The organism is Vibrio sp. J383, from assembly GCF_023503985.1.
Classification (GTDB): Bacteria; Pseudomonadota; Gammaproteobacteria; order Enterobacterales; family Vibrionaceae; genus Vibrio; species Vibrio splendidus.
Genome location: NZ_CP097293.1, coordinates 3,543,351 through 3,559,469, shown reverse-complemented (window position 1 = coordinate 3,559,469; position 16,119 = coordinate 3,543,351). Strand labels below are relative to the sequence as shown.

The 16,119-nt window shown below is 44.8% G+C and carries 25 protein-coding genes and 1 pseudogene; 24 read left to right on the top strand and 2 right to left on the bottom strand.

All coding sequences use genetic code 11. The features are described 5' to 3' along the window. Positions 1–168: 168 nt before the first annotated feature. A complete protein-coding gene (locus M4S28_RS16150) occupies positions 169–396 on the bottom strand; it encodes a SlyX family protein (protein ID WP_004729640.1) in 228 nt (75 codons plus the stop codon). A gap of 5 nt (positions 397–401) precedes the next feature. Beyond that, positions 402–1,379, bottom strand: a complete 978-nt coding sequence (locus tag M4S28_RS16145; RefSeq protein WP_249632741.1) for a WD40 repeat domain-containing protein — start codon at positions 1,377–1,379, stop codon at positions 402–404. A gap of 131 nt (positions 1,380–1,510) precedes the next feature. Between M4S28_RS16145 and fkpA the strand changes: the two genes are divergently transcribed. The 24 genes and pseudogenes from fkpA (at position 1,511) to rpsN (ending at position 16,095) form a co-directional block, all read left to right on the top strand. Next, positions 1,511–2,287 (top strand): FKBP-type peptidyl-prolyl cis-trans isomerase, encoded by a 777-nt coding sequence (gene fkpA, locus M4S28_RS16140; RefSeq protein ID WP_249632094.1) that lies wholly within the window; start codon positions 1,511–1,513, stop codon positions 2,285–2,287. Positions 2,288–2,492: 205 nt separating this feature from the next. Further along, positions 2,493–3,218, top strand: a complete 726-nt coding sequence (locus tag M4S28_RS16135) for a helix-turn-helix transcriptional regulator (protein WP_004729851.1) — start codon at positions 2,493–2,495, stop codon at positions 3,216–3,218. After that, positions 3,212–3,601 (top strand): sulfurtransferase complex subunit TusD, encoded by a 390-nt coding sequence (gene tusD, locus M4S28_RS16130; RefSeq protein ID WP_017083781.1) that lies wholly within the window; start codon positions 3,212–3,214, stop codon positions 3,599–3,601. The genes M4S28_RS16135 and tusD overlap by 7 nt, the downstream gene beginning before the upstream one ends. Further along, a complete protein-coding gene (tusC, locus tag M4S28_RS16125; protein WP_249632093.1) occupies positions 3,598–3,954 on the top strand; it encodes a sulfurtransferase complex subunit TusC in 357 nt (118 codons plus the stop codon). Before tusD ends, tusC begins: the two co-directional genes overlap by 4 nt. Before the next feature lie 8 nt (positions 3,955–3,962). Then, complete coding sequence (gene tusB, locus M4S28_RS16120) at positions 3,963–4,238, top strand: sulfurtransferase complex subunit TusB (RefSeq protein WP_017083779.1); 276 nt, start codon at positions 3,963–3,965, stop codon at positions 4,236–4,238. 181 nt (positions 4,239–4,419) lie between these two features. Beyond that, a pseudogene (gene rpsL / locus M4S28_RS16115) lies at positions 4,420–4,795 on the top strand (30S ribosomal protein S12). Between the two features lie 103 nt (positions 4,796–4,898). Next, positions 4,899–5,369, top strand: coding sequence for a 30S ribosomal protein S7 (gene rpsG / locus M4S28_RS16110; protein ID WP_017073678.1), 471 nt, complete (start codon positions 4,899–4,901; stop codon positions 5,367–5,369). Positions 5,370–5,535: 166 nt separating this feature from the next. Then, the gene (gene fusA, locus M4S28_RS16105; RefSeq protein ID WP_017083778.1) at positions 5,536–7,632 is read left to right on the top strand and encodes an elongation factor G; all 2,097 of its coding nucleotides are present in this window, start codon (positions 5,536–5,538) and stop codon (positions 7,630–7,632) included. A 146-nt stretch (positions 7,633–7,778) separates the two neighbouring features. Further along, positions 7,779–8,963, top strand: coding sequence for an elongation factor Tu (tuf, locus tag M4S28_RS16100; RefSeq protein ID WP_012604914.1), 1,185 nt, complete (start codon positions 7,779–7,781; stop codon positions 8,961–8,963). Positions 8,964–9,408: 445 nt separating this feature from the next. After that, a complete protein-coding gene (rpsJ, locus tag M4S28_RS16095) occupies positions 9,409–9,720 on the top strand; it encodes a 30S ribosomal protein S10 (RefSeq protein ID WP_004736761.1) in 312 nt (103 codons plus the stop codon). A gap of 14 nt (positions 9,721–9,734) precedes the next feature. Then, on the top strand, positions 9,735–10,364 hold the full coding sequence (gene rplC, locus M4S28_RS16090) for a 50S ribosomal protein L3 (protein ID WP_004736763.1): 630 nt from the start codon (positions 9,735–9,737) through the stop codon (positions 10,362–10,364). 16 nt (positions 10,365–10,380) lie between these two features. Continuing rightward, positions 10,381–10,983 (top strand): 50S ribosomal protein L4, encoded by a 603-nt coding sequence (rplD, locus tag M4S28_RS16085; protein ID WP_004736764.1) that lies wholly within the window; start codon positions 10,381–10,383, stop codon positions 10,981–10,983. Then, positions 10,980–11,282 carry a 50S ribosomal protein L23 gene (gene rplW / locus M4S28_RS16080; protein ID WP_004736765.1) on the top strand — a complete coding sequence of 101 codons (303 nt, stop codon included), beginning with the start codon at positions 10,980–10,982 and terminating at the stop codon, positions 11,280–11,282. Before rplD ends, rplW begins: the two co-directional genes overlap by 4 nt. A gap of 14 nt (positions 11,283–11,296) precedes the next feature. After that, positions 11,297–12,121, top strand: a complete 825-nt coding sequence (gene rplB / locus M4S28_RS16075; RefSeq protein ID WP_017076297.1) for a 50S ribosomal protein L2 — start codon at positions 11,297–11,299, stop codon at positions 12,119–12,121. A gap of 19 nt (positions 12,122–12,140) precedes the next feature. Then, the gene (gene rpsS, locus M4S28_RS16070; protein WP_004736729.1) at positions 12,141–12,419 is read left to right on the top strand and encodes a 30S ribosomal protein S19; all 279 of its coding nucleotides are present in this window, start codon (positions 12,141–12,143) and stop codon (positions 12,417–12,419) included. A 10-nt stretch (positions 12,420–12,429) separates the two neighbouring features. Further along, complete coding sequence (gene rplV / locus M4S28_RS16065; RefSeq protein ID WP_004736732.1) at positions 12,430–12,762, top strand: 50S ribosomal protein L22; 333 nt, start codon at positions 12,430–12,432, stop codon at positions 12,760–12,762. Between the two features lie 18 nt (positions 12,763–12,780). Further along, a complete protein-coding gene (rpsC, locus tag M4S28_RS16060; RefSeq protein ID WP_004736734.1) occupies positions 12,781–13,479 on the top strand; it encodes a 30S ribosomal protein S3 in 699 nt (232 codons plus the stop codon). 11 nt (positions 13,480–13,490) lie between these two features. Continuing rightward, on the top strand, positions 13,491–13,901 hold the full coding sequence (gene rplP, locus M4S28_RS16055; RefSeq protein ID WP_004736736.1) for a 50S ribosomal protein L16: 411 nt from the start codon (positions 13,491–13,493) through the stop codon (positions 13,899–13,901). Next, on the top strand, positions 13,901–14,092 hold the full coding sequence (gene rpmC, locus M4S28_RS16050) for a 50S ribosomal protein L29 (RefSeq protein ID WP_004736737.1): 192 nt from the start codon (positions 13,901–13,903) through the stop codon (positions 14,090–14,092). The genes rplP and rpmC overlap by 1 nt, the downstream gene beginning before the upstream one ends. Next, positions 14,092–14,346: a 30S ribosomal protein S17 gene (gene rpsQ / locus M4S28_RS16045; RefSeq protein ID WP_004736739.1), complete on the top strand. Its 255-nt coding sequence runs from the start codon at positions 14,092–14,094 to the stop codon at positions 14,344–14,346. The genes rpmC and rpsQ overlap by 1 nt, the downstream gene beginning before the upstream one ends. Before the next feature lie 162 nt (positions 14,347–14,508). Next, positions 14,509–14,880, top strand: coding sequence for a 50S ribosomal protein L14 (gene rplN / locus M4S28_RS16040; protein ID WP_004736740.1), 372 nt, complete (start codon positions 14,509–14,511; stop codon positions 14,878–14,880). Between the two features lie 11 nt (positions 14,881–14,891). After that, positions 14,892–15,209: a 50S ribosomal protein L24 gene (gene rplX / locus M4S28_RS16035; RefSeq protein ID WP_004736742.1), complete on the top strand. Its 318-nt coding sequence runs from the start codon at positions 14,892–14,894 to the stop codon at positions 15,207–15,209. A gap of 24 nt (positions 15,210–15,233) precedes the next feature. Continuing rightward, on the top strand, positions 15,234–15,773 hold the full coding sequence (gene rplE / locus M4S28_RS16030) for a 50S ribosomal protein L5 (protein WP_004736744.1): 540 nt from the start codon (positions 15,234–15,236) through the stop codon (positions 15,771–15,773). A gap of 16 nt (positions 15,774–15,789) precedes the next feature. Beyond that, positions 15,790–16,095 (top strand): 30S ribosomal protein S14, encoded by a 306-nt coding sequence (rpsN, locus tag M4S28_RS16025; RefSeq protein WP_004736747.1) that lies wholly within the window; start codon positions 15,790–15,792, stop codon positions 16,093–16,095. Positions 16,096–16,119 lie beyond the last annotated feature (24 nt).

The window sequence follows — 16,119 nt, the reverse complement described above, 5'->3', positions numbered from 1 at the left end:
TTAATTGGCTTTAGCTTATTCACTCAGGTGAAATAAACAAAAGGGCGGCAGATGAGTATCTGTCGCCCTTTTAGTTTTCTATGTCCCGTCCTGAAATGTGTTTACACATCGAGGACGAGAGACTAGCGATGTGCGTCGCTAGAACCAATTCGTCATTTGGAACCGCACTTAATAGTGTGGAGGTGGCGTCTCTTCTGATGCGTCAGCAAGGTTTGAGCCATCCATATTTTTCACTTTACCCACCACGAACTTCATTTGATCTTGCATTCTCGTGATCAGCATCTGTTGTTGGCTAAGCGCTTCATTGAGTTCTTCAATGGTTTGTTCTTGGAAAGCCAACTGACATTCTAGGTCATTCACGCGGCTTTCTAGTTGTTCAATTCGCTTTTCTGTCATCGTTCTTAATCCACATTCCAAGCTTGGGCGATGCCCGCAGAGGTGCCCGATATCACACGGTTCTTTTCATCAAAGGCTGCATCATACACTACCGCACGGGGAGGGCGAGCATCTTTTAATGGCTCGGCATCGTGACGAGAAATGCGTTTTCCATCTTGAGTATTCCACACACTCACTTGGCTTGATGGCGTACCCGTCACCAACATACTGCCGTCGTCAGAAAAGCGAGCACTAGAGAATATCAGCTGTCGAGACCAGCTCTGCAATTGCGCTTGAGGTTCACCTGTTTCCAAATCCCAGATTATCGCTTGGTTGCCGCCATCGGAAGTAAAAGCCAATTCTCCATCCCGTTGTAGTGCAACTCGTACTACTCTTTGTTCATGCTCGAAGGTACGTAACACCAAGCCTGATTCGGTATCCCAAAGGTAAGCTTTGTAGTCGTTGCCGCCTGATAATGCGTAGCGGCCATTAGAAGAGAGGGAGACTGAATTAACTTTTTCTCGGTGAGCAAGGAACTCAAGACGGCGTCCGGTGACTAAGTCCACATAGATAGCTTTGCCATTAGACAGGCCAAGTAAGACTTTTTCACCATTGCTGGATATATCGACATCACGAATTAGGCCATCGGAAATAGACCATAGCCCCTCAGCTTGAGTCCAAGATAAGTCCCAAACGGCGAAATTCATCTGGCTGGCGGTAATGGCGAAGCGGCCGTTGTCCGAGATGCGGATACGCGATACTTGGTTTTCTGATTGATCTTGTGGGCCGAGCTGAGCGAGTTCTTTATCTTGGACGAGGTCCCAGAGTAACAGTTGTTTTTGCTGAGAGTAGAGCAGGGCGAAGCGTCCATCTCTACTTAGGGCAAAGCTGGTGGCACCATTGGGTTCAATTTCCCAACGTTGCTCATCATCTTGAAAGAAAAAGCAACCATTTAACAAGGTGATGACAATCGTACATAGCAATGAGTGGAAAAATATTCGCATCACATCTAATAATCCGGTTTGTGTCGAAAGACATATGACTAGTATATTGTTATAACTAACGTATTCACACCAATCTAATCATTAGATTTGTGCACAATAACCAATGGCTTGGCCATTAATTGGAGAATTCAATGAAATCAGTTTTAAAAGTATCACTGCTTGCCGCAACGGTTATGCTAGCAGTTGGTTGTCAGAAAGAAGAACCAAAGGCAGAAGCTCCACAGGTAGAAGAAGCTAAAGTTGCAGCAGTAAACTTTAAAACAGAAGATGACAAAGCGGCATACGCAATCGGTGTATCTTTCGCGAACTACCTAAGCACAAGCATTGATAAGCCAAGCGAGCTAGGCATTAACCTAGACAAAGATATGGTTCTTCAAGGTATCGAAGACGTATTCGCAGAGAAAACAGCACTTAACGAAGAAGAAACTCGTGCAGCTCTAGAAGCTCTAGACAAGCGTGTTGCTGAAACAATGCAAGCACAAGCGGCAGAAAAATCTGCAGAAGTGAAGAAAGCCGGTGATGATTTCCGTGCTGAGTTCGCTAAAACTGAAGGCGTTAAGCAAACTGAATCTGGTCTACTTTACCAAGTAATGACGGCTGGTGAAGGTGCTTCTCCAAAAGACACTGATACCGTTCAAGTACACTACAAAGGTACGCTAACAGACGGTACTCAGTTCGACAGCTCTTACGATCGTGGCGAACCAGCAACATTCCCACTAAACCGCGTAATCCCAGGTTGGACTGAAGGCGTACAACTGATGCAAGTTGGTTCTAAGTACAAGTTCGTTATCCCGCCAGAGCTCGCATACGGTGAGCAAGACACACCGACTATCCCTGCTAACTCAACGCTAGTATTCGAAGTTGAACTACTTAAAATTGATAACGCTGAAGCGGCTCCTGCTAAGTAATATCAGCTAAAAGTTTTATTCTAAAATACGTTGATTGAGTAAAAAGCCTAACTTTGAGTTAGGCTTTTTTTATGATTTGAAGGTGAGTATTTGATTTTTAAACTTGTTCTAAATCACTAGTTGCAATGTTAGCTAGGTGTGCAATTAAAATTTTCTGATAAACTTACATAAATTTGTTGATTTTTCACACGAAGGTAAGGAATAAGTGACTACTACAGAAACAGTCAATGCAGATGTGTTACTTGAAATGGAATCAGTCCACGTTATGCCATTCAGTGAACACGATAAAATCATTCTAAGATCTTATGAGGCCGTGGTTGACGGTATTGCGAGTCTTATCGGTCCGTTTTGTGAAATCGTTTTACACTCTTTAGAAGACCTCAATACTTCTGCGATTAAAATTGCCAACGGCGAGAATACAGGTCGTCAGGTTGGTTCGCCGATCACCGATCTCGCATTGAAGATGCTGAAAGATATTGAAGGTTCTAAGCGTAACTTCTCACGTTCATACTTTACTCGCGCTAAAGGCGGAGTATTGATGAAGTCGATCACGGTTGCTATCCGCAATGGTGAAGACCGAGTGATTGGTTTGTTGTGTATTAACGTAAACTTAGATGCGCCATTCTCACAAGTACTGCAATCTTTCATGCCTACGCAAGATGCGGACGAAGCAGCATCATCAGTAAACTTTGCGAGTGATGTGGAAGAGCTTGTCGACCAGACGGTTGAACGCACCATTGAAGAAATCAATGCCGACAAATCAGTATCGAACAATACTAAGAACCGTCAAATCGTGATGGAGCTTTACGACAAAGGTATTTTCGATATCAAAGATGCGATTAACCGTGTTGCTGAGCGATTGAACATCTCTAAGCACACCGTATACCTATACATCCGACAACGTAAAACAGAGGATGAAGAGGGTTGTTAAGCTATACACTTTTAGTGAATGGACCGGTCTACGGCTCACAGTCGGCAAGAAGTGCTTACCAGTTTGCAGTGGCTCTTATTAATCAGGGCCACAAACTTCACAGTGTATTCTTCTATCAAGATGGCGTCAGTAATGGCTCTGACCTTACCGTACCTGCTAATGATGAATTCGACTTGGCTTCCGCTTGGCAAAAACTGGCGGATGAGCACAATGTTAGCCTTGAAACGTGTGTTGCTGCTGCGCTTAGACGCGGAGTGATCAGCACGGATGAAGCAACGCAACATCAATTGAGTGCATCTAACTTGGCGGCTGGGTTTACCCAAGCTGGGTTAGGGAGCTTATCTGAAGCACTTTTGACGCAAGATAGGGTTGTACAGTTTTGAGTAAATTGGCTTTTGTATTTAACACTTTTCCTCATACGACGGCAGCGGGCAGGGAAGGGCTAGACGCACTGCTAGCGGCTTCAGCCTATAGTGAAGACATTACCGTGTTCTTTGTCGGTAATGGCGTTACACAGCTCCTCAAGGCTCAACAGCCTGATAAATCCCTATCACGTGACTATATTTCTGCATTCAAGCTTATGGACCTCTACGACATCGAGCAGGTTTACGTGTGTCAACATAGCCTCAATCAGTTTGGTCTTTCGACCGATAACTTACTGATCGATGTGACTGCGCTTGAAGTGAATGAGTTGACGAAGAAGTTAGCTCAGAGCCAAAAAATACTGACTTTCTAGGGAACGTTATGCTTCATATTGTAAAATCAGTAGACAAACTCAAGCTTGCATTGGCGTACTCGCAACAAAAGGATCACATCCTTTTGGTTGAAGATGCGGTGTATGTTTGCCTTCCAAATCATGAGTTATTCAATCAAATCTCAACCGTTGAACATGTGTCGGTATTAAAAACAGATCTCGATAGCCGAGGTTTACAACAACTTGCTTCAAGCACTCTGGATCAAGTGGACTTCGACGGATTCGTCAAACTAACGGTTTTGAACGACAAATCAGTAACTTGGTAGCTGTGTTTTATCAGTATGGTTAAAAAAAGACCATCCTGAGCTCTAGACGGCTAAAAAAGATCTGTATATTTCTTGACACACATCCCACTGCTGAATAGAATTTTGCGTCCCTATTTACACTATGTGTAATAGGGCTAGATTTTTCATCAAGCTTACTTTCAAGTAAATCAGGAGCTAGTTAATGGCAACTATTAACCAGTTGGTACGTACTCCTCGTGTAAAGCAGGTTGTTAAAAGCAACGTGCCTGCACTAGAAGCGTGCCCACAAAAACGTGGTGTATGTACTCGCGTATATACTACTACTCCCAAAAAAACCGAACTCAGCACTACGTAAAGTATGTCGTGTTCGTCTAACTAACGGCTTTGAAGTTACTTCATACATCGGCGGCGAAGGTCATAACCTTCAAGAACACAGTGTTGTTCTTATCCGTGGTGGTCGTGTTAAAGATTTACCAGGTGTGCGTTACCACACTGTTCGCGGTGCACTTGACTGTGCAGGCGTTAACGACCGTAAGAAAGGTCGTTCTAAGTATGGTGTGAAACGTCCTAAGTCTTAATGCGTCTTTTTTAAAAAGAAAGCGTTAAGTAAGGCCAAACACTATTTATTTATTATTCTGAAAAGTTTTGGAAAAAACCTGAAGAAGACAACGGAGAAATTCCATGCCACGTCGTCGCGTAATAGGCCAGCGTAAGATCCTTCCAGATCCTAAGTTCAAATCTGAACTGCTGGCAAAATTCGTTAACATCCTTATGGTTGACGGAAAAAAATCTACTGCAGAGAAGATTGTTTACACTGCACTAGAAACTATGGCTGAGAAATCTGGTAAAGATCACTTAGCTGTATTTGAAGAAGCTCTTGAAAATGTTCGCCCAGCGGTAGAAGTTAAATCTCGCCGTGTGGGTGGTTCAACTTACCAAGTACCTGTAGAAGTTCGTCCGGTTCGCCGTAACGCTCTTGCTATGCGTTGGGTAGTTGAAGCTGCGCGTAAGCGTGGTGAAAAATCTATGGCTCAACGCCTAGCTGCTGAAATGCTAGACGCGTCTGAGAACAAAGGTACTGCGGTTAAGAAACGTGAAGACGTTCACCGCATGGCTGACGCAAACAAAGCGTTCGCACATTACCGCTGGTAATACCTTTTTAGTGCTGCAAGGTTCCTTGCAGCACTTCTTTAGTTCCTATGCTTATGCTAGGAACTATTGCTATTTCTAGGGCAAGCACTTTTTAGCGAAGCATCGCTTTTAACGCATAATCTAGACATAGCAATAGTCCCTAAGTCTCTAATAAGAGGATTCAACCGTGGCTCGTAAAACTCCTATAGAGCAATACCGTAATATCGGTATCGTTGCTCACGTAGATGCAGGTAAAACAACCACAAGTGAACGTATTCTGTTCTATACCGGTCTTTCTCACAAAATCGGCGAAGTTCACGATGGTGCAGCAACCATGGATTGGATGGAGCAAGAGCAAGAGCGCGGTATTACGATCACTTCTGCAGCAACCACTACGTTTTGGCGTGGCATGGAAGCTCAGTTCTCGGACCACCGTATCAACATCATCGACACTCCTGGACACGTTGACTTCACAATCGAAGTAGAACGTTCTCTGCGTGTACTTGATGGTGCAGTTGTTGTGTTCTGTGGCTCGTCTGGTGTTGAACCTCAGTCAGAGACAGTATGGCGTCAAGCTGATAAGTACCAAGTTCCACGTATGGTTTTCGTTAACAAAATGGACCGTACAGGCGCAGATTTCTTGCGCGTAGTTGAACAGATCAAGGACCGCCTAGGCGCAACCCCTGTTCCAATTCAACTGAACATTGGTGCTGAAGAAAACTTCCAAGGTGTTGTCGATCTTCTTAAGATGAAGGCAATCAACTGGAACGAAGCTGACCAAGGCATGACTTTCACGTACGAAGATATTCCTGCAGACATGCAAGAAATGGCTGAAGAATATCGTACCGAACTTGTTGAAGCTGCTGCAGAAGCAAATGAAGAGCTGATGGATAAGTACCTTGAAGAAGGTGAATTAACAGAAGCTGAAATCAAGCAAGGTCTTCGTATTCGTACCCTTAATAATGAAATCGTACTTGCCACTTGTGGTAGTGCATTCAAAAACAAAGGTGTACAAGCTGTTCTAGATGCAGTGGTTGACTTCCTTCCTTCTCCAGTCGATGTACCGGCAATTAAAGGTATTGATGACGACGAGAATGAAATTGAACGTCACGCGGACGACAAAGAACCGTTCTCAGCGCTAGCATTTAAAATTGCAACAGACCCATTTGTTGGTACTTTAACTTTCATCCGTGTTTACTCTGGAGTTGTTGAAAGCGGTAAAACAGCTTACAACTCTGTGAAGAAACAACGTGAACGTTTAGGGCGCATTGTTCAAATGCACTCAAACAAACGTGAAGAAGTAAAAGAAGTACGAGCAGGTGACATCGCAGCCATTATCGGCCTTAAAGATGTTACTACTGGTGAAACTTTATGTGATCAGAACCATAAAATCGTTCTTGAGCGTATGGAGTTCCCAGATCCAGTTATTCAGATCGTTGTAGAGCCTCGCTCTCAAGCTGATCAAGATAAAATGACTATCGCTCTAGGTAAACTAGCAGCAGAAGACCCATCATTCCGCGTTGATATGGATGCGGAAACTGGCCAGACACTGATTTCTGGTATGGGCGAACTACACTTAGATATCATCGTTGACCGTATGAAGCGTGAATTTAACGTCAACTGCAACGTTGGTAACCCGCAAGTAGCTTATCGTGAAACGATTCGCGGTACTGCGAAAGCGGAAGGCAAATTTATCCGTGAGCATGGTGGTAAAGGTCAGTACGGTCACGTGTGGCTAAAACTTGAACCATCAGAAGCTGGCGAAGGCTTTGTCTTCGTTGATGAAATTGCCAACGGTATCGTACCTAAAGAGTTTATCGCTTCAGTCGCTAAAGGCGTTGAAGAGCAGATGAACAATGGTGTACTTGCTGGCTATCCAGTTTTGGATATCAAAGCTACACTATATGATGGTTCTTACCATGAAGTAGATTCAAGTGAGATGGCGTTTACAATCGCTGCCTCTATGGCTTTCAGATCGGGTGCACTTGAAGCGCAACCGGTTCTGCTTGAGCCTATGATGAAAGTTGAAGTAACTACTCCAGAAGACTGGATGGGTGACGTTGTTGGCGATATTAACCGTCGTCGCGGCATCATCGAAGGTATGGACGAGGGGACAGCTGGCCTGAAGATAATTCGTGCACAAGTTCCGTTGTCTGTCATGTTCGGTTACGCAACTGATTTACGTTCTGCGACACAAGGCCGTGCTTCTTACTCTATGGAGTTTAGTGAGTACGCTGAAGTGCCTAACAATGTTGCAAAAGCAATCATTGCAGAGCGTGGTTAAACAAAAGGGACGCATTTTTTTCATTTTTTGAAAGATCAATGCGTCCAAATATTGCGCTAACGAGAGTTGGCGCATAAAATAGCAATTTCTGGCGCGTCTCGCTCAATAATGAACGTGGCGAATCATAACTAGGAAGGAACACGATTGTGTCTAAAGAAAAATTTGAACGTACGAAACCGCACGTAAACGTTGGTACTATCGGCCACGTTGACCACGGTAAAACAACTCTAACTGCTGCTATCTGTACTACACTTGCAAAAGTGTACGGCGGTGTTGCTAAAGATTTCGCATCTATCGATAACGCTCCAGAAGAGCGCGAGCGCGGTATCACAATCGCAACTTCTCACGTTGAGTACGATACTCCTGAACGTCACTACGCACACGTAGACTGTCCTGGACACGCCGATTATGTTAAAAACATGATCACTGGTGCTGCTCAAATGGACGGCGGTATCCTAGTTGTTGCTGCTACAGATGGCCCTATGCCACAAACACGTGAGCACATCCTACTTGGTCGTCAAGTTGGTATCCCTTACATCATCGTATTCATGAACAAATGTGACATGGTTGATGACGAAGAGCTACTTGAGCTAGTAGAAATGGAAGTACGTGAACTTCTTTCTGAGTACGAGTACCCAGGAGACGACCTTCCAGTAATTCAAGGTTCTGCACTTGGCGCTCTAAACGGCGAAAAGCAGTGGGAAGACAAGATCGTTGAGCTTGCAGAAGCACTAGATTCTTACATTCCACTTCCAGAGCGTGCTGTTGATCTACCGTTCCTACTTCCTATTGAAGATGTATTCTCAATCCAAGGTCGTGGTACAGTAGTTACTGGTCGTATCGAGCGCGGTATCCTACGTGTAGGTGACGAAGTAGAAATCGTTGGTATCAAAGAAACTACTCTTACTACTTGTACTGGTGTTGAAATGTTCCGTAAACTGCTTGACGAAGGTCGTGCAGGTGAGAACGTTGGTGCACTTCTACGTGGTACTAAGCGTGATGACGTTGAACGTGGCCAAGTACTTTCTGCTAAAGGTTCAATCAACCCACACACTAAGTTTGAGTCTGAAGTATACGTACTTTCTAAAGACGAAGGCGGCCGTCACACTCCTTTCTTCAAGGGTTACCGTCCACAGTTCTACTTCCGTACAACTGACGTAACAGGCGATATCACTCTACCAGAAGGCGTAGAAATGGTAATGCCAGGTGACAACGTTCAAATGACTGTTGAGCTAATCGCTCCAATCGCAATGGACGAAGGTCTACGTTTCGCAATCCGCGAAGGTGGCCGTACAGTTGGTGCTGGTGTTGTAGCTAAAATCTTCGCTTAATAGCATTTAGATTTTTGCTCACTCTTCATTAGAAGAGCACGCATCTGAAAAGGGAAGCTTCGGCTTCCCTTTTGTTATTTATAGAGAAACATTCCTTTACCGCGCAATACTCCATACCTCCCCAAGTTCCTTTTTAATATATTCCGATTATTTTCCCAACACTACTTGCATACTAAAACGTGATCTGTATAATGCATCGCACTGGCTAACGCCGGTTTGTGAACCAATGAGCACTGAGGAGTAGGTCTTACCTAGTAATGTATACTCAGCTTATGTTCGCGGTTAATAAAAATAGTAAACTTCGTGTTTACTTCAAAAGTTAACTGACAATGCGTCCTGATTTTGGATGCTACGGTTTCACATAAATCAATCGGCATTCTCTCGTTCTTTCGAGCTTGAGTGGCGATATTGTTTGTGTAATTTTTAATAATTGGAGCTCTGTCTCATGCAGAACCAACGTATTCGTATCCGCCTTAAAGCGTTTGATTACAAGCTAATCGATGCTTCAACTGCGGAAATCGTTGAAACAGCAAAACGTACTGGCGCACAGGTTCGTGGTCCTATTCCACTTCCTACTCGTAAAGAGCGTTTCACTGTTCTTACCTCTCCACACGTCAACAAAGATGCACGTGACCAGTACGAAATTCGTACTCACAAGCGTTTGATCGACATCGTTGAGCCAACAGATAAAACTGTTGATGCTCTAATGCGTCTTGATCTTGCAGCTGGCGTTGATGTTCAAATCAGCCTAGGTTAAGGGAGATAAGAATAATGATTGGTCTAGTCGGACGTAAAGTGGGTATGACCCGCGTATTTACTGAAGAAGGCGTTTCTATCCCAGTAACTGTTGTTGAGGTTGAAGCGAACCGTATTTCTCAAGTTAAAACTCTTGAGACAGACGGCTACGCAGCAATCCAAGTAACTACTGGTGCTAAGAAAGCTAACCGTGTAACTAAACCTGAAGCTGGTCACTTCGCGAAAGCGGGTGTAGAAGCAGGTCGCGGTCTTTGGGAATTCCGTTTAGAAAACGGCGAAGAGTTTGAAGTTGGCGCTGAGCTAAACGTAGAACTTTTCAACGAAATTAAAAAAGTAGACGTTACTGGTACATCTAAAGGTAAAGGCTTCCAAGGCGCTATCAAGCGTTGGAATTTCTCTACTCAAGATATGACTCACGGTAACTCTTTGTCTCACCGCGCACCGGGTTCAATTGGCCAATGTCAAACTCCAGGCCGCGTGTTTAAAGGCAAGAAAATGGCAGGTCACATGGGAGCTGAGCGTGTAACGACTCAAAACCTAGAGATCGTACGTGTTGACGCTGAGCGCAATCTACTCCTTATTAAAGGTGCAGTACCAGGCTCAACAGGCGGTAACGTGATCGTAAAACCTGCTGTTAAAGCATAACGTCTAGGAGTAAGTAATGGAATTGATGGTTAAAGGTGCTGATGCACTAACTGTTTCCGAGACTACTTTCGGACGTGACTTTAACGAAGCTCTAGTACACCAAGTAGTTGTTGCATATGCAGCAGGTGCTCGTCAAGGTACTCGTGCTCAAAAGACTCGTTCTGAAGTATCAGGCGGCGGTGCTAAGCCATGGCGCCAAAAAGGTACTGGCCGTGCACGTGCTGGTACAATTCGTAGCCCAATCTGGCGTACAGGTGGTGTTACTTTTGCTGCGAAACCACAAGATCACAGCCAAAAAGTAAACAAAAAAATGTACCGCGGTGCTATGAAGAGCATTCTGTCTGAGTTGATTCGTCAAGAGCGTCTAATCGTTGTTGATAACTTCTCTGTAGAAGCACCAAAAACAAAAGAACTTGTAGCTAAGCTTAAAGAGCTTGAGCTAAACGACGTTCTGATTGTGACTGGCGAAGTAGATGAAAATCTATTCTTAGCTGCTCGTAACCTATACAAAGTAGATGCACGTGATGTTGCTGGTGTTGATCCAGTATCACTAATCGCTTTCGACAAGGTTCTGATGACTGCTGACGCAGTTAAGCAAGTTGAGGAGATGCTAGCATGATCACTGAAGAGCGTATCTTAAAAGTTCTACGTGCTCCGCACATCTCTGAAAAAGCAACTATGGCAGCTGAGAAAGCGAACACTATCGTTTTCAAAGTAGCTAAAGATGCAACTAAGAAAGAGATCAAAGCAGCTGTAGAAAAGCTATTTGAAGTTGAAGTTAAGTCTGTAAATACTCTTGTATTAAAGGGTAAGACCAAACGTCAAGGTATGCGTGAAGGCCGTCGTTCAGACGTTAAGAAAGCCTACGTTACTTTGAAAGAAGGTCAAGATCTTGACTTCGTTGGCGGCGCGGAATAACAGGAGTAGTAAAAATGGCTATTGTTAAATGTAAGCCGACTTCCCCTGGTCGTCGTCACGTCGTTAAAGTTGTTAACGCTGACCTGCACAAGGGTAAGCCATACGCACCACTTTTAGAGAAAAACTCTAAGAACGGTGGTCGTAACAACAACGGTCGTATTACAGTACGTCACATCGGTGGTGGTCATAAACACCATTACCGTCTGATTGACTTCAAACGTACTAAAGATGGCATCCCAGCGAAAGTTGAGCGTCTAGAATACGATCCAAACCGTAGTGCTAACATCGCTCTAGTTCTGTACGCAGACGGTGAGCGTCGTTACATCATTGCACCTAAAGGTGTTAACGCAGGCGACCAGATTCAATCTGGCGTAGATGCTGCAATCAAAGCAGGTAACACTCTGCCGATGCGCAACATCCCAGTAGGTTCTACTGTACACTGTGTTGAACTTAAGCCTGGTAAAGGTGCACAACTAGCTCGTTCGGCTGGTGCTTATGCTCAAATCATCGCTCGCGATGGTGCATACGTAACTATCCGTCTACGTTCTGGTGAAATGCGCAAAGTACTTTCTGAAGGTCGTGCAACGATCGGTGAAGTTGGTAACTCTGAGCATATGCTACGTGAACTTGGTAAAGCTGGTGCTTCACGCTGGCGCGGCGTACGTCCAACCGTACGTGGTGTAGTAATGAACCCGGTGGATCACCCACATGGTGGTGGTGAAGGCCGCACATCTGGTGGTCGTCACCCAGTATCTCCTTGGGGCGTTCCTACTAAGGGCTTCAAGACTCGTAAGAATAAGCGCACTGACAAGTACATCGTACGTCGTCGCACTAAATAATTTATAAAGAGGAATCGCCATGCCACGTTCTCTCAAGAAAGGTCCTTTTATTGACCTACACTTGCTGAAGAAGGTAGAGAAAGCGGTGGAAAGCGGAGACAAAAAGCCTATTAAGACTTGGTCCCGTCGCTCAATGATCATCCCAACAATGATTGGTTTGACCATCGCTGTCCATAATGGTCGTCAGCACGTCCCTGTTTTCGTTACCGAAGAAATGATCGGTCACAAACTAGGCGAATTTGCACCAACTCGTACTTATCGCGGTCATGCTGCAGATAAGAAAGCTAAGAAGAAATAAGGAGTAGATGATGGAAGCTTTAGCTAAACATAACTTTGCTCGTATTTCTCCACAGAAAGCTCGCTTAGTTGCAGACCAAATTCGCGGTAAGTCGGTAGACCAGGCTCTAGAAATTCTAACTTTCAGCAACAAAAAAGCTGCTGTTTTAGTTAAGAAAGTTCTTGAGTCAGCTATCGCTAACGCGGAACATAACGAAGGTGCAGATATCGACGATCTAAATGTCGCTAAAATCTTCGTAGATGAGGGCCCTATCATGAAGCGTATTATGCCTCGTGCTAAAGGCCGTGCGGATCGTATCTTGAAGCGTTCAAGCCACATCACTATTGTTGTAGCAGATCGCTAAAGACTAGGAGAGTAAGCAATGGGTCAGAAAGTACATCCTAATGGTATTCGTCTTGGCATCGTCAAGCCTTGGAATGCTACATGGTTTGCTAATACCAACGAATTCGCTGACAACCTAGACGGCGACTTCAAGGTACGTCAGTTCCTTACCAAGGAACTACAAAAAGCATCATTATCTCGTATCGTTATCGAGCGTCCAGCGAAGAGCATCCGTGTGACTATTCACACAGCTCGTCCTGGCGTTGTTATCGGTAAGAAAGGTGAAGACGTAGAGAAGCTACGCGCAGCTGTAGCTAAAATCGCAGGTGTACCAGCGCAAATTAACATCGCTGAAGTACGTAAGCCTGAGCTAGATGGTCAGCTTGTAGCTGATAGCATCGCGTCTCAACTAGAGCGTCGTGTTATGTTCCGTCGTGCAATGAAGCGTGCGGTACAAAATGCTATGCGTCTAGGCGCTAAAGGCATCAAAGTACAAGTAGGCGGCCGTCTTGGCGGTGCTGAAATCGCACGTTCAGAGTGGTACCGTGAAGGCCGTGTGCCTCTACACACTCTACGTGCAGACATTGATTACGCAACTTCTTCGGCTCACACTCAATACGGTGTGATCGGCATTAAAGTTTGGATCTTCAAAGGTGAGATTCTAGGCGGTATGCCAGCTGCTAACGCAGTAGAGCCAAAAGGCGATAAGCCTAAGAAGCAGCGTAAAGGCCGTAAGTAAGGAGTCGAACGATGCTACAACCAAAACGTACTAAGTTCCGCAAGGTTATGACTGGTCGTAACCGTGGTCTAGCTAAAGGTACTGAAGTAAGCTTCGGCGAATTCGGTCTTAAAGCTGTTGGCCGTGGTCGTCTGACTGCACGTCAAATCGAAGCGGCACGTCGTGCTATGACACGTCACATTAAGCGTCAAGGTCAAATCTGGATCCGTGTTTTCCCAGACAAACCAATTACTGAAAAGCCTCTTGAAGTTCGTCAAGGTAAAGGTAAAGGTTCAGTTGCGTACTGGGTTGCTCAAATCCAACCAGGCAAAGTTATGTACGAGATGAATGGCGTACCTGAAGAGTTGGCACGTGAAGCGTTCCGCCTAGCGGCGCGTAAACTGCCTGTTAAAACTACTTTTGTAACTAAGCAGGTGATGTGATGAAAGCACAAGATCTACGCGAAAAGAACGTTGAAGAGCTTAACGCTGAGCTATTGAATTTGCTACGTGAACAGTTCAACTTGCGCATGCAAGCTGCAACTGGTCAACTTCAGCAAACTCATACTCTAAAAGCTGTACGCCGTGACATCGCACGTGTGAAAACTGTTTTGACTGAAAAGGCAGGCGCATAATGAGCGAAACTAACCGCATCCAGCAAGGCCGTGTAGTAAGTGACAAGATGGACAAGTCTATCGTTGTTGCTATTGAGCGTACTGTAAAACACCCAATTTACGGTAAGTTCATCAAACGCACGACTAAAGTACACGCACACGACGAAGACAACACTTGTGGCCTAGGCGACAAAGTTGAAATCGCTGAGTGTCGTCCTCTGTCTAAGACTAAGTCTTGGACATTGGTTAAAGTTCTAGAAAAAGCGAAGATTTAATCTTTGTAATTCTATAACTTATAAGCGGCTCCAAATTATTTTTTGGAGCCGCTTGTTTTTTGTCTACCCAATTTAAAAAAAGGGTGGTACAATTCGCGTCCCTTTTAAAGAGGCAGCCCGACCCGAGAGGGTCTAGTTTTAATATTTAGCGGAGCACTAACAATGATCCAGATGCAAAGTACACTTGACGCAGCAGATAACTCTGGCGCGCGCAAGGTAATGTGTATTAAGGTTCTGGGTGGCTCTCACCGCCGTTATGCACATATCGGTGACGTCATCAAGGTTACAGTGAAGGAAGCGATTCCTCGCGGTAAAGTAAAGAAAGGTGATGTTCTGAAGGCGGTAGTAGTGCGCACCCGTAAAGGCGTTCGTCGCCCAGACGGTTCTGTCATTCGCTTCGACAGTAATGCTTGTGTATTGTTAAATGACACTACTGAGCAACCAGTCGGCACACGTATCTTTGGTCCTGTGACTCGTGAACTTCGTAACGCGAAATTCATGAAGATTGTATCACTTGCACCTGAAGTTCTGTAAGGAGCGGCAACATGGCAGCTAAAATCCGTCGTAATGACGAAGTAATCATTCTTGCTGGTAAAGATAAAGGCAAGAAAGGTAAAGTAACTAAGGTTCTGACAACTGGTAAAGTTGTTGTTGAAGGCATCAATCTTGTTAAAAAACACCAAAAGCCGGTTCCGGCTCTAGGTCAACAAGGTGGCATCGTTGAACAAGAAGCAGCTATTGATGCTTCTAACGTTGCAGTCTTTAACGCGGCTACTGGTAAAGCAGACCGTATCGGTTTCCGTATCGAAGATGGCAAGAAAGTTCGTTTCTTCAAATCTAACGGCGAAACTGTTTCTAACTAATTAGAAGTAATTTGGAGTTCTACTATGGCGAAACTGCATGATTACTACAAGTCGTCTGTAGTCGCTGAGCTTACCAAAGAGTTCAGCTACACAAGCGTCATGCAAGTCCCTAGGATTGAGAAAATCACCCTAAACATGGGCGTTGGTGAAGCAATCAACGATAAGAAACTGCTAGAAAACGCAGCATCTGATATGGCAACGATCTCTGGTCAAAAGCCACTTATCACGAAAGCGCGTAAATCTGTAGCTGGTTTCAAAATTCGTGAAGGCTACCCAATTGGTTGTAAAGTAACCTTGCGTGGTGAGCGCATGTGGGAATTTTTAGAGCGTTTAATCTCTATCGCACTTCCACGTGTACGTGATTTCCGTGGTGTTAGCGCTAAGTCTTTTGACGGACGCGGTAACTACAGCATGGGCGTTCGCGAGCAAATCATCTTTCCGGAAATCGACTACGATAAAGTCGATCGCGTCCGCGGTCTTGATATTACTATCACGACATCTGCGGGATCCGATGAGGAAGGCCGAGCTCTGCTGGCTGCCTTTAACTTCCCATTCCGTAAGTAAGGGTAGGGTTACTGTTATGGCTAAACAATCAATGAAAGCACGTGAAGCTAAACGTGCAAAACTAGTAGTTAAGTTCGCTGAAAAGCGTTCTGCGCTAAAAGTTATCATTAGCGATGTAAACGCATCTGAAGAAGATCGTTGGAATGCGGTTCTTAAACTGCAATCTCTTCCACGTGATTCAAGTGCATCACGTCAGCGCAACCGTTGCAACCAAACTGGTCGTCCACACGGTTACCTACGTAAATTCGGTCTAAGCCGCATTAAGGTTCGTGAAGCTTGCATGAAAGGCGAGATTCCGGGTCTTCGTAAGGCTAGCTGGTAATTGCCACTTAATCATTTGGAGTAA

Bases quoted from the DNA above. Each gene is read 5' to 3' on its own strand.
- M4S28_RS16150 (WP_004729640.1), bottom strand. From the start codon at position 396: ATGACAGAAAAGCGAATTGAACAACTAGAAAGCCGCGTGAATGACCTA.
- M4S28_RS16145 (WP_249632741.1), bottom strand. From the start codon at position 1,379: ATGCGAATATTTTTCCACTCATTGCTATGTACGATTGTCATCACCTTG.
- fkpA (WP_249632094.1), top strand. From the start codon at position 1,511: ATGAAATCAGTTTTAAAAGTATCACTGCTTGCCGCAACGGTTATGCTA.
- tusB (WP_017083779.1), top strand. From the start codon at position 3,963: ATGCTTCATATTGTAAAATCAGTAGACAAACTCAAGCTTGCATTGGCG.
- rpsG (WP_017073678.1), top strand. From the start codon at position 4,899: ATGCCACGTCGTCGCGTAATAGGCCAGCGTAAGATCCTTCCAGATCCT.
- rpsJ (WP_004736761.1), top strand. From the start codon at position 9,409: ATGCAGAACCAACGTATTCGTATCCGCCTTAAAGCGTTTGATTACAAG.
- rplC (WP_004736763.1), top strand. From the start codon at position 9,735: ATGATTGGTCTAGTCGGACGTAAAGTGGGTATGACCCGCGTATTTACT.
- rplD (WP_004736764.1), top strand. From the start codon at position 10,381: ATGGAATTGATGGTTAAAGGTGCTGATGCACTAACTGTTTCCGAGACT.
- rplW (WP_004736765.1), top strand. From the start codon at position 10,980: ATGATCACTGAAGAGCGTATCTTAAAAGTTCTACGTGCTCCGCACATC.
- rplB (WP_017076297.1), top strand. From the start codon at position 11,297: ATGGCTATTGTTAAATGTAAGCCGACTTCCCCTGGTCGTCGTCACGTC.
- rpsS (WP_004736729.1), top strand. From the start codon at position 12,141: ATGCCACGTTCTCTCAAGAAAGGTCCTTTTATTGACCTACACTTGCTG.
- rplV (WP_004736732.1), top strand. From the start codon at position 12,430: ATGGAAGCTTTAGCTAAACATAACTTTGCTCGTATTTCTCCACAGAAA.
- rpsC (WP_004736734.1), top strand. From the start codon at position 12,781: ATGGGTCAGAAAGTACATCCTAATGGTATTCGTCTTGGCATCGTCAAG.
- rplP (WP_004736736.1), top strand. From the start codon at position 13,491: ATGCTACAACCAAAACGTACTAAGTTCCGCAAGGTTATGACTGGTCGT.
- rpmC (WP_004736737.1), top strand. From the start codon at position 13,901: ATGAAAGCACAAGATCTACGCGAAAAGAACGTTGAAGAGCTTAACGCT.
- rpsQ (WP_004736739.1), top strand. From the start codon at position 14,092: ATGAGCGAAACTAACCGCATCCAGCAAGGCCGTGTAGTAAGTGACAAG.
- rplN (WP_004736740.1), top strand. From the start codon at position 14,509: ATGATCCAGATGCAAAGTACACTTGACGCAGCAGATAACTCTGGCGCG.
- rplX (WP_004736742.1), top strand. From the start codon at position 14,892: ATGGCAGCTAAAATCCGTCGTAATGACGAAGTAATCATTCTTGCTGGT.
- rplE (WP_004736744.1), top strand. From the start codon at position 15,234: ATGGCGAAACTGCATGATTACTACAAGTCGTCTGTAGTCGCTGAGCTT.
- rpsN (WP_004736747.1), top strand. From the start codon at position 15,790: ATGGCTAAACAATCAATGAAAGCACGTGAAGCTAAACGTGCAAAACTA.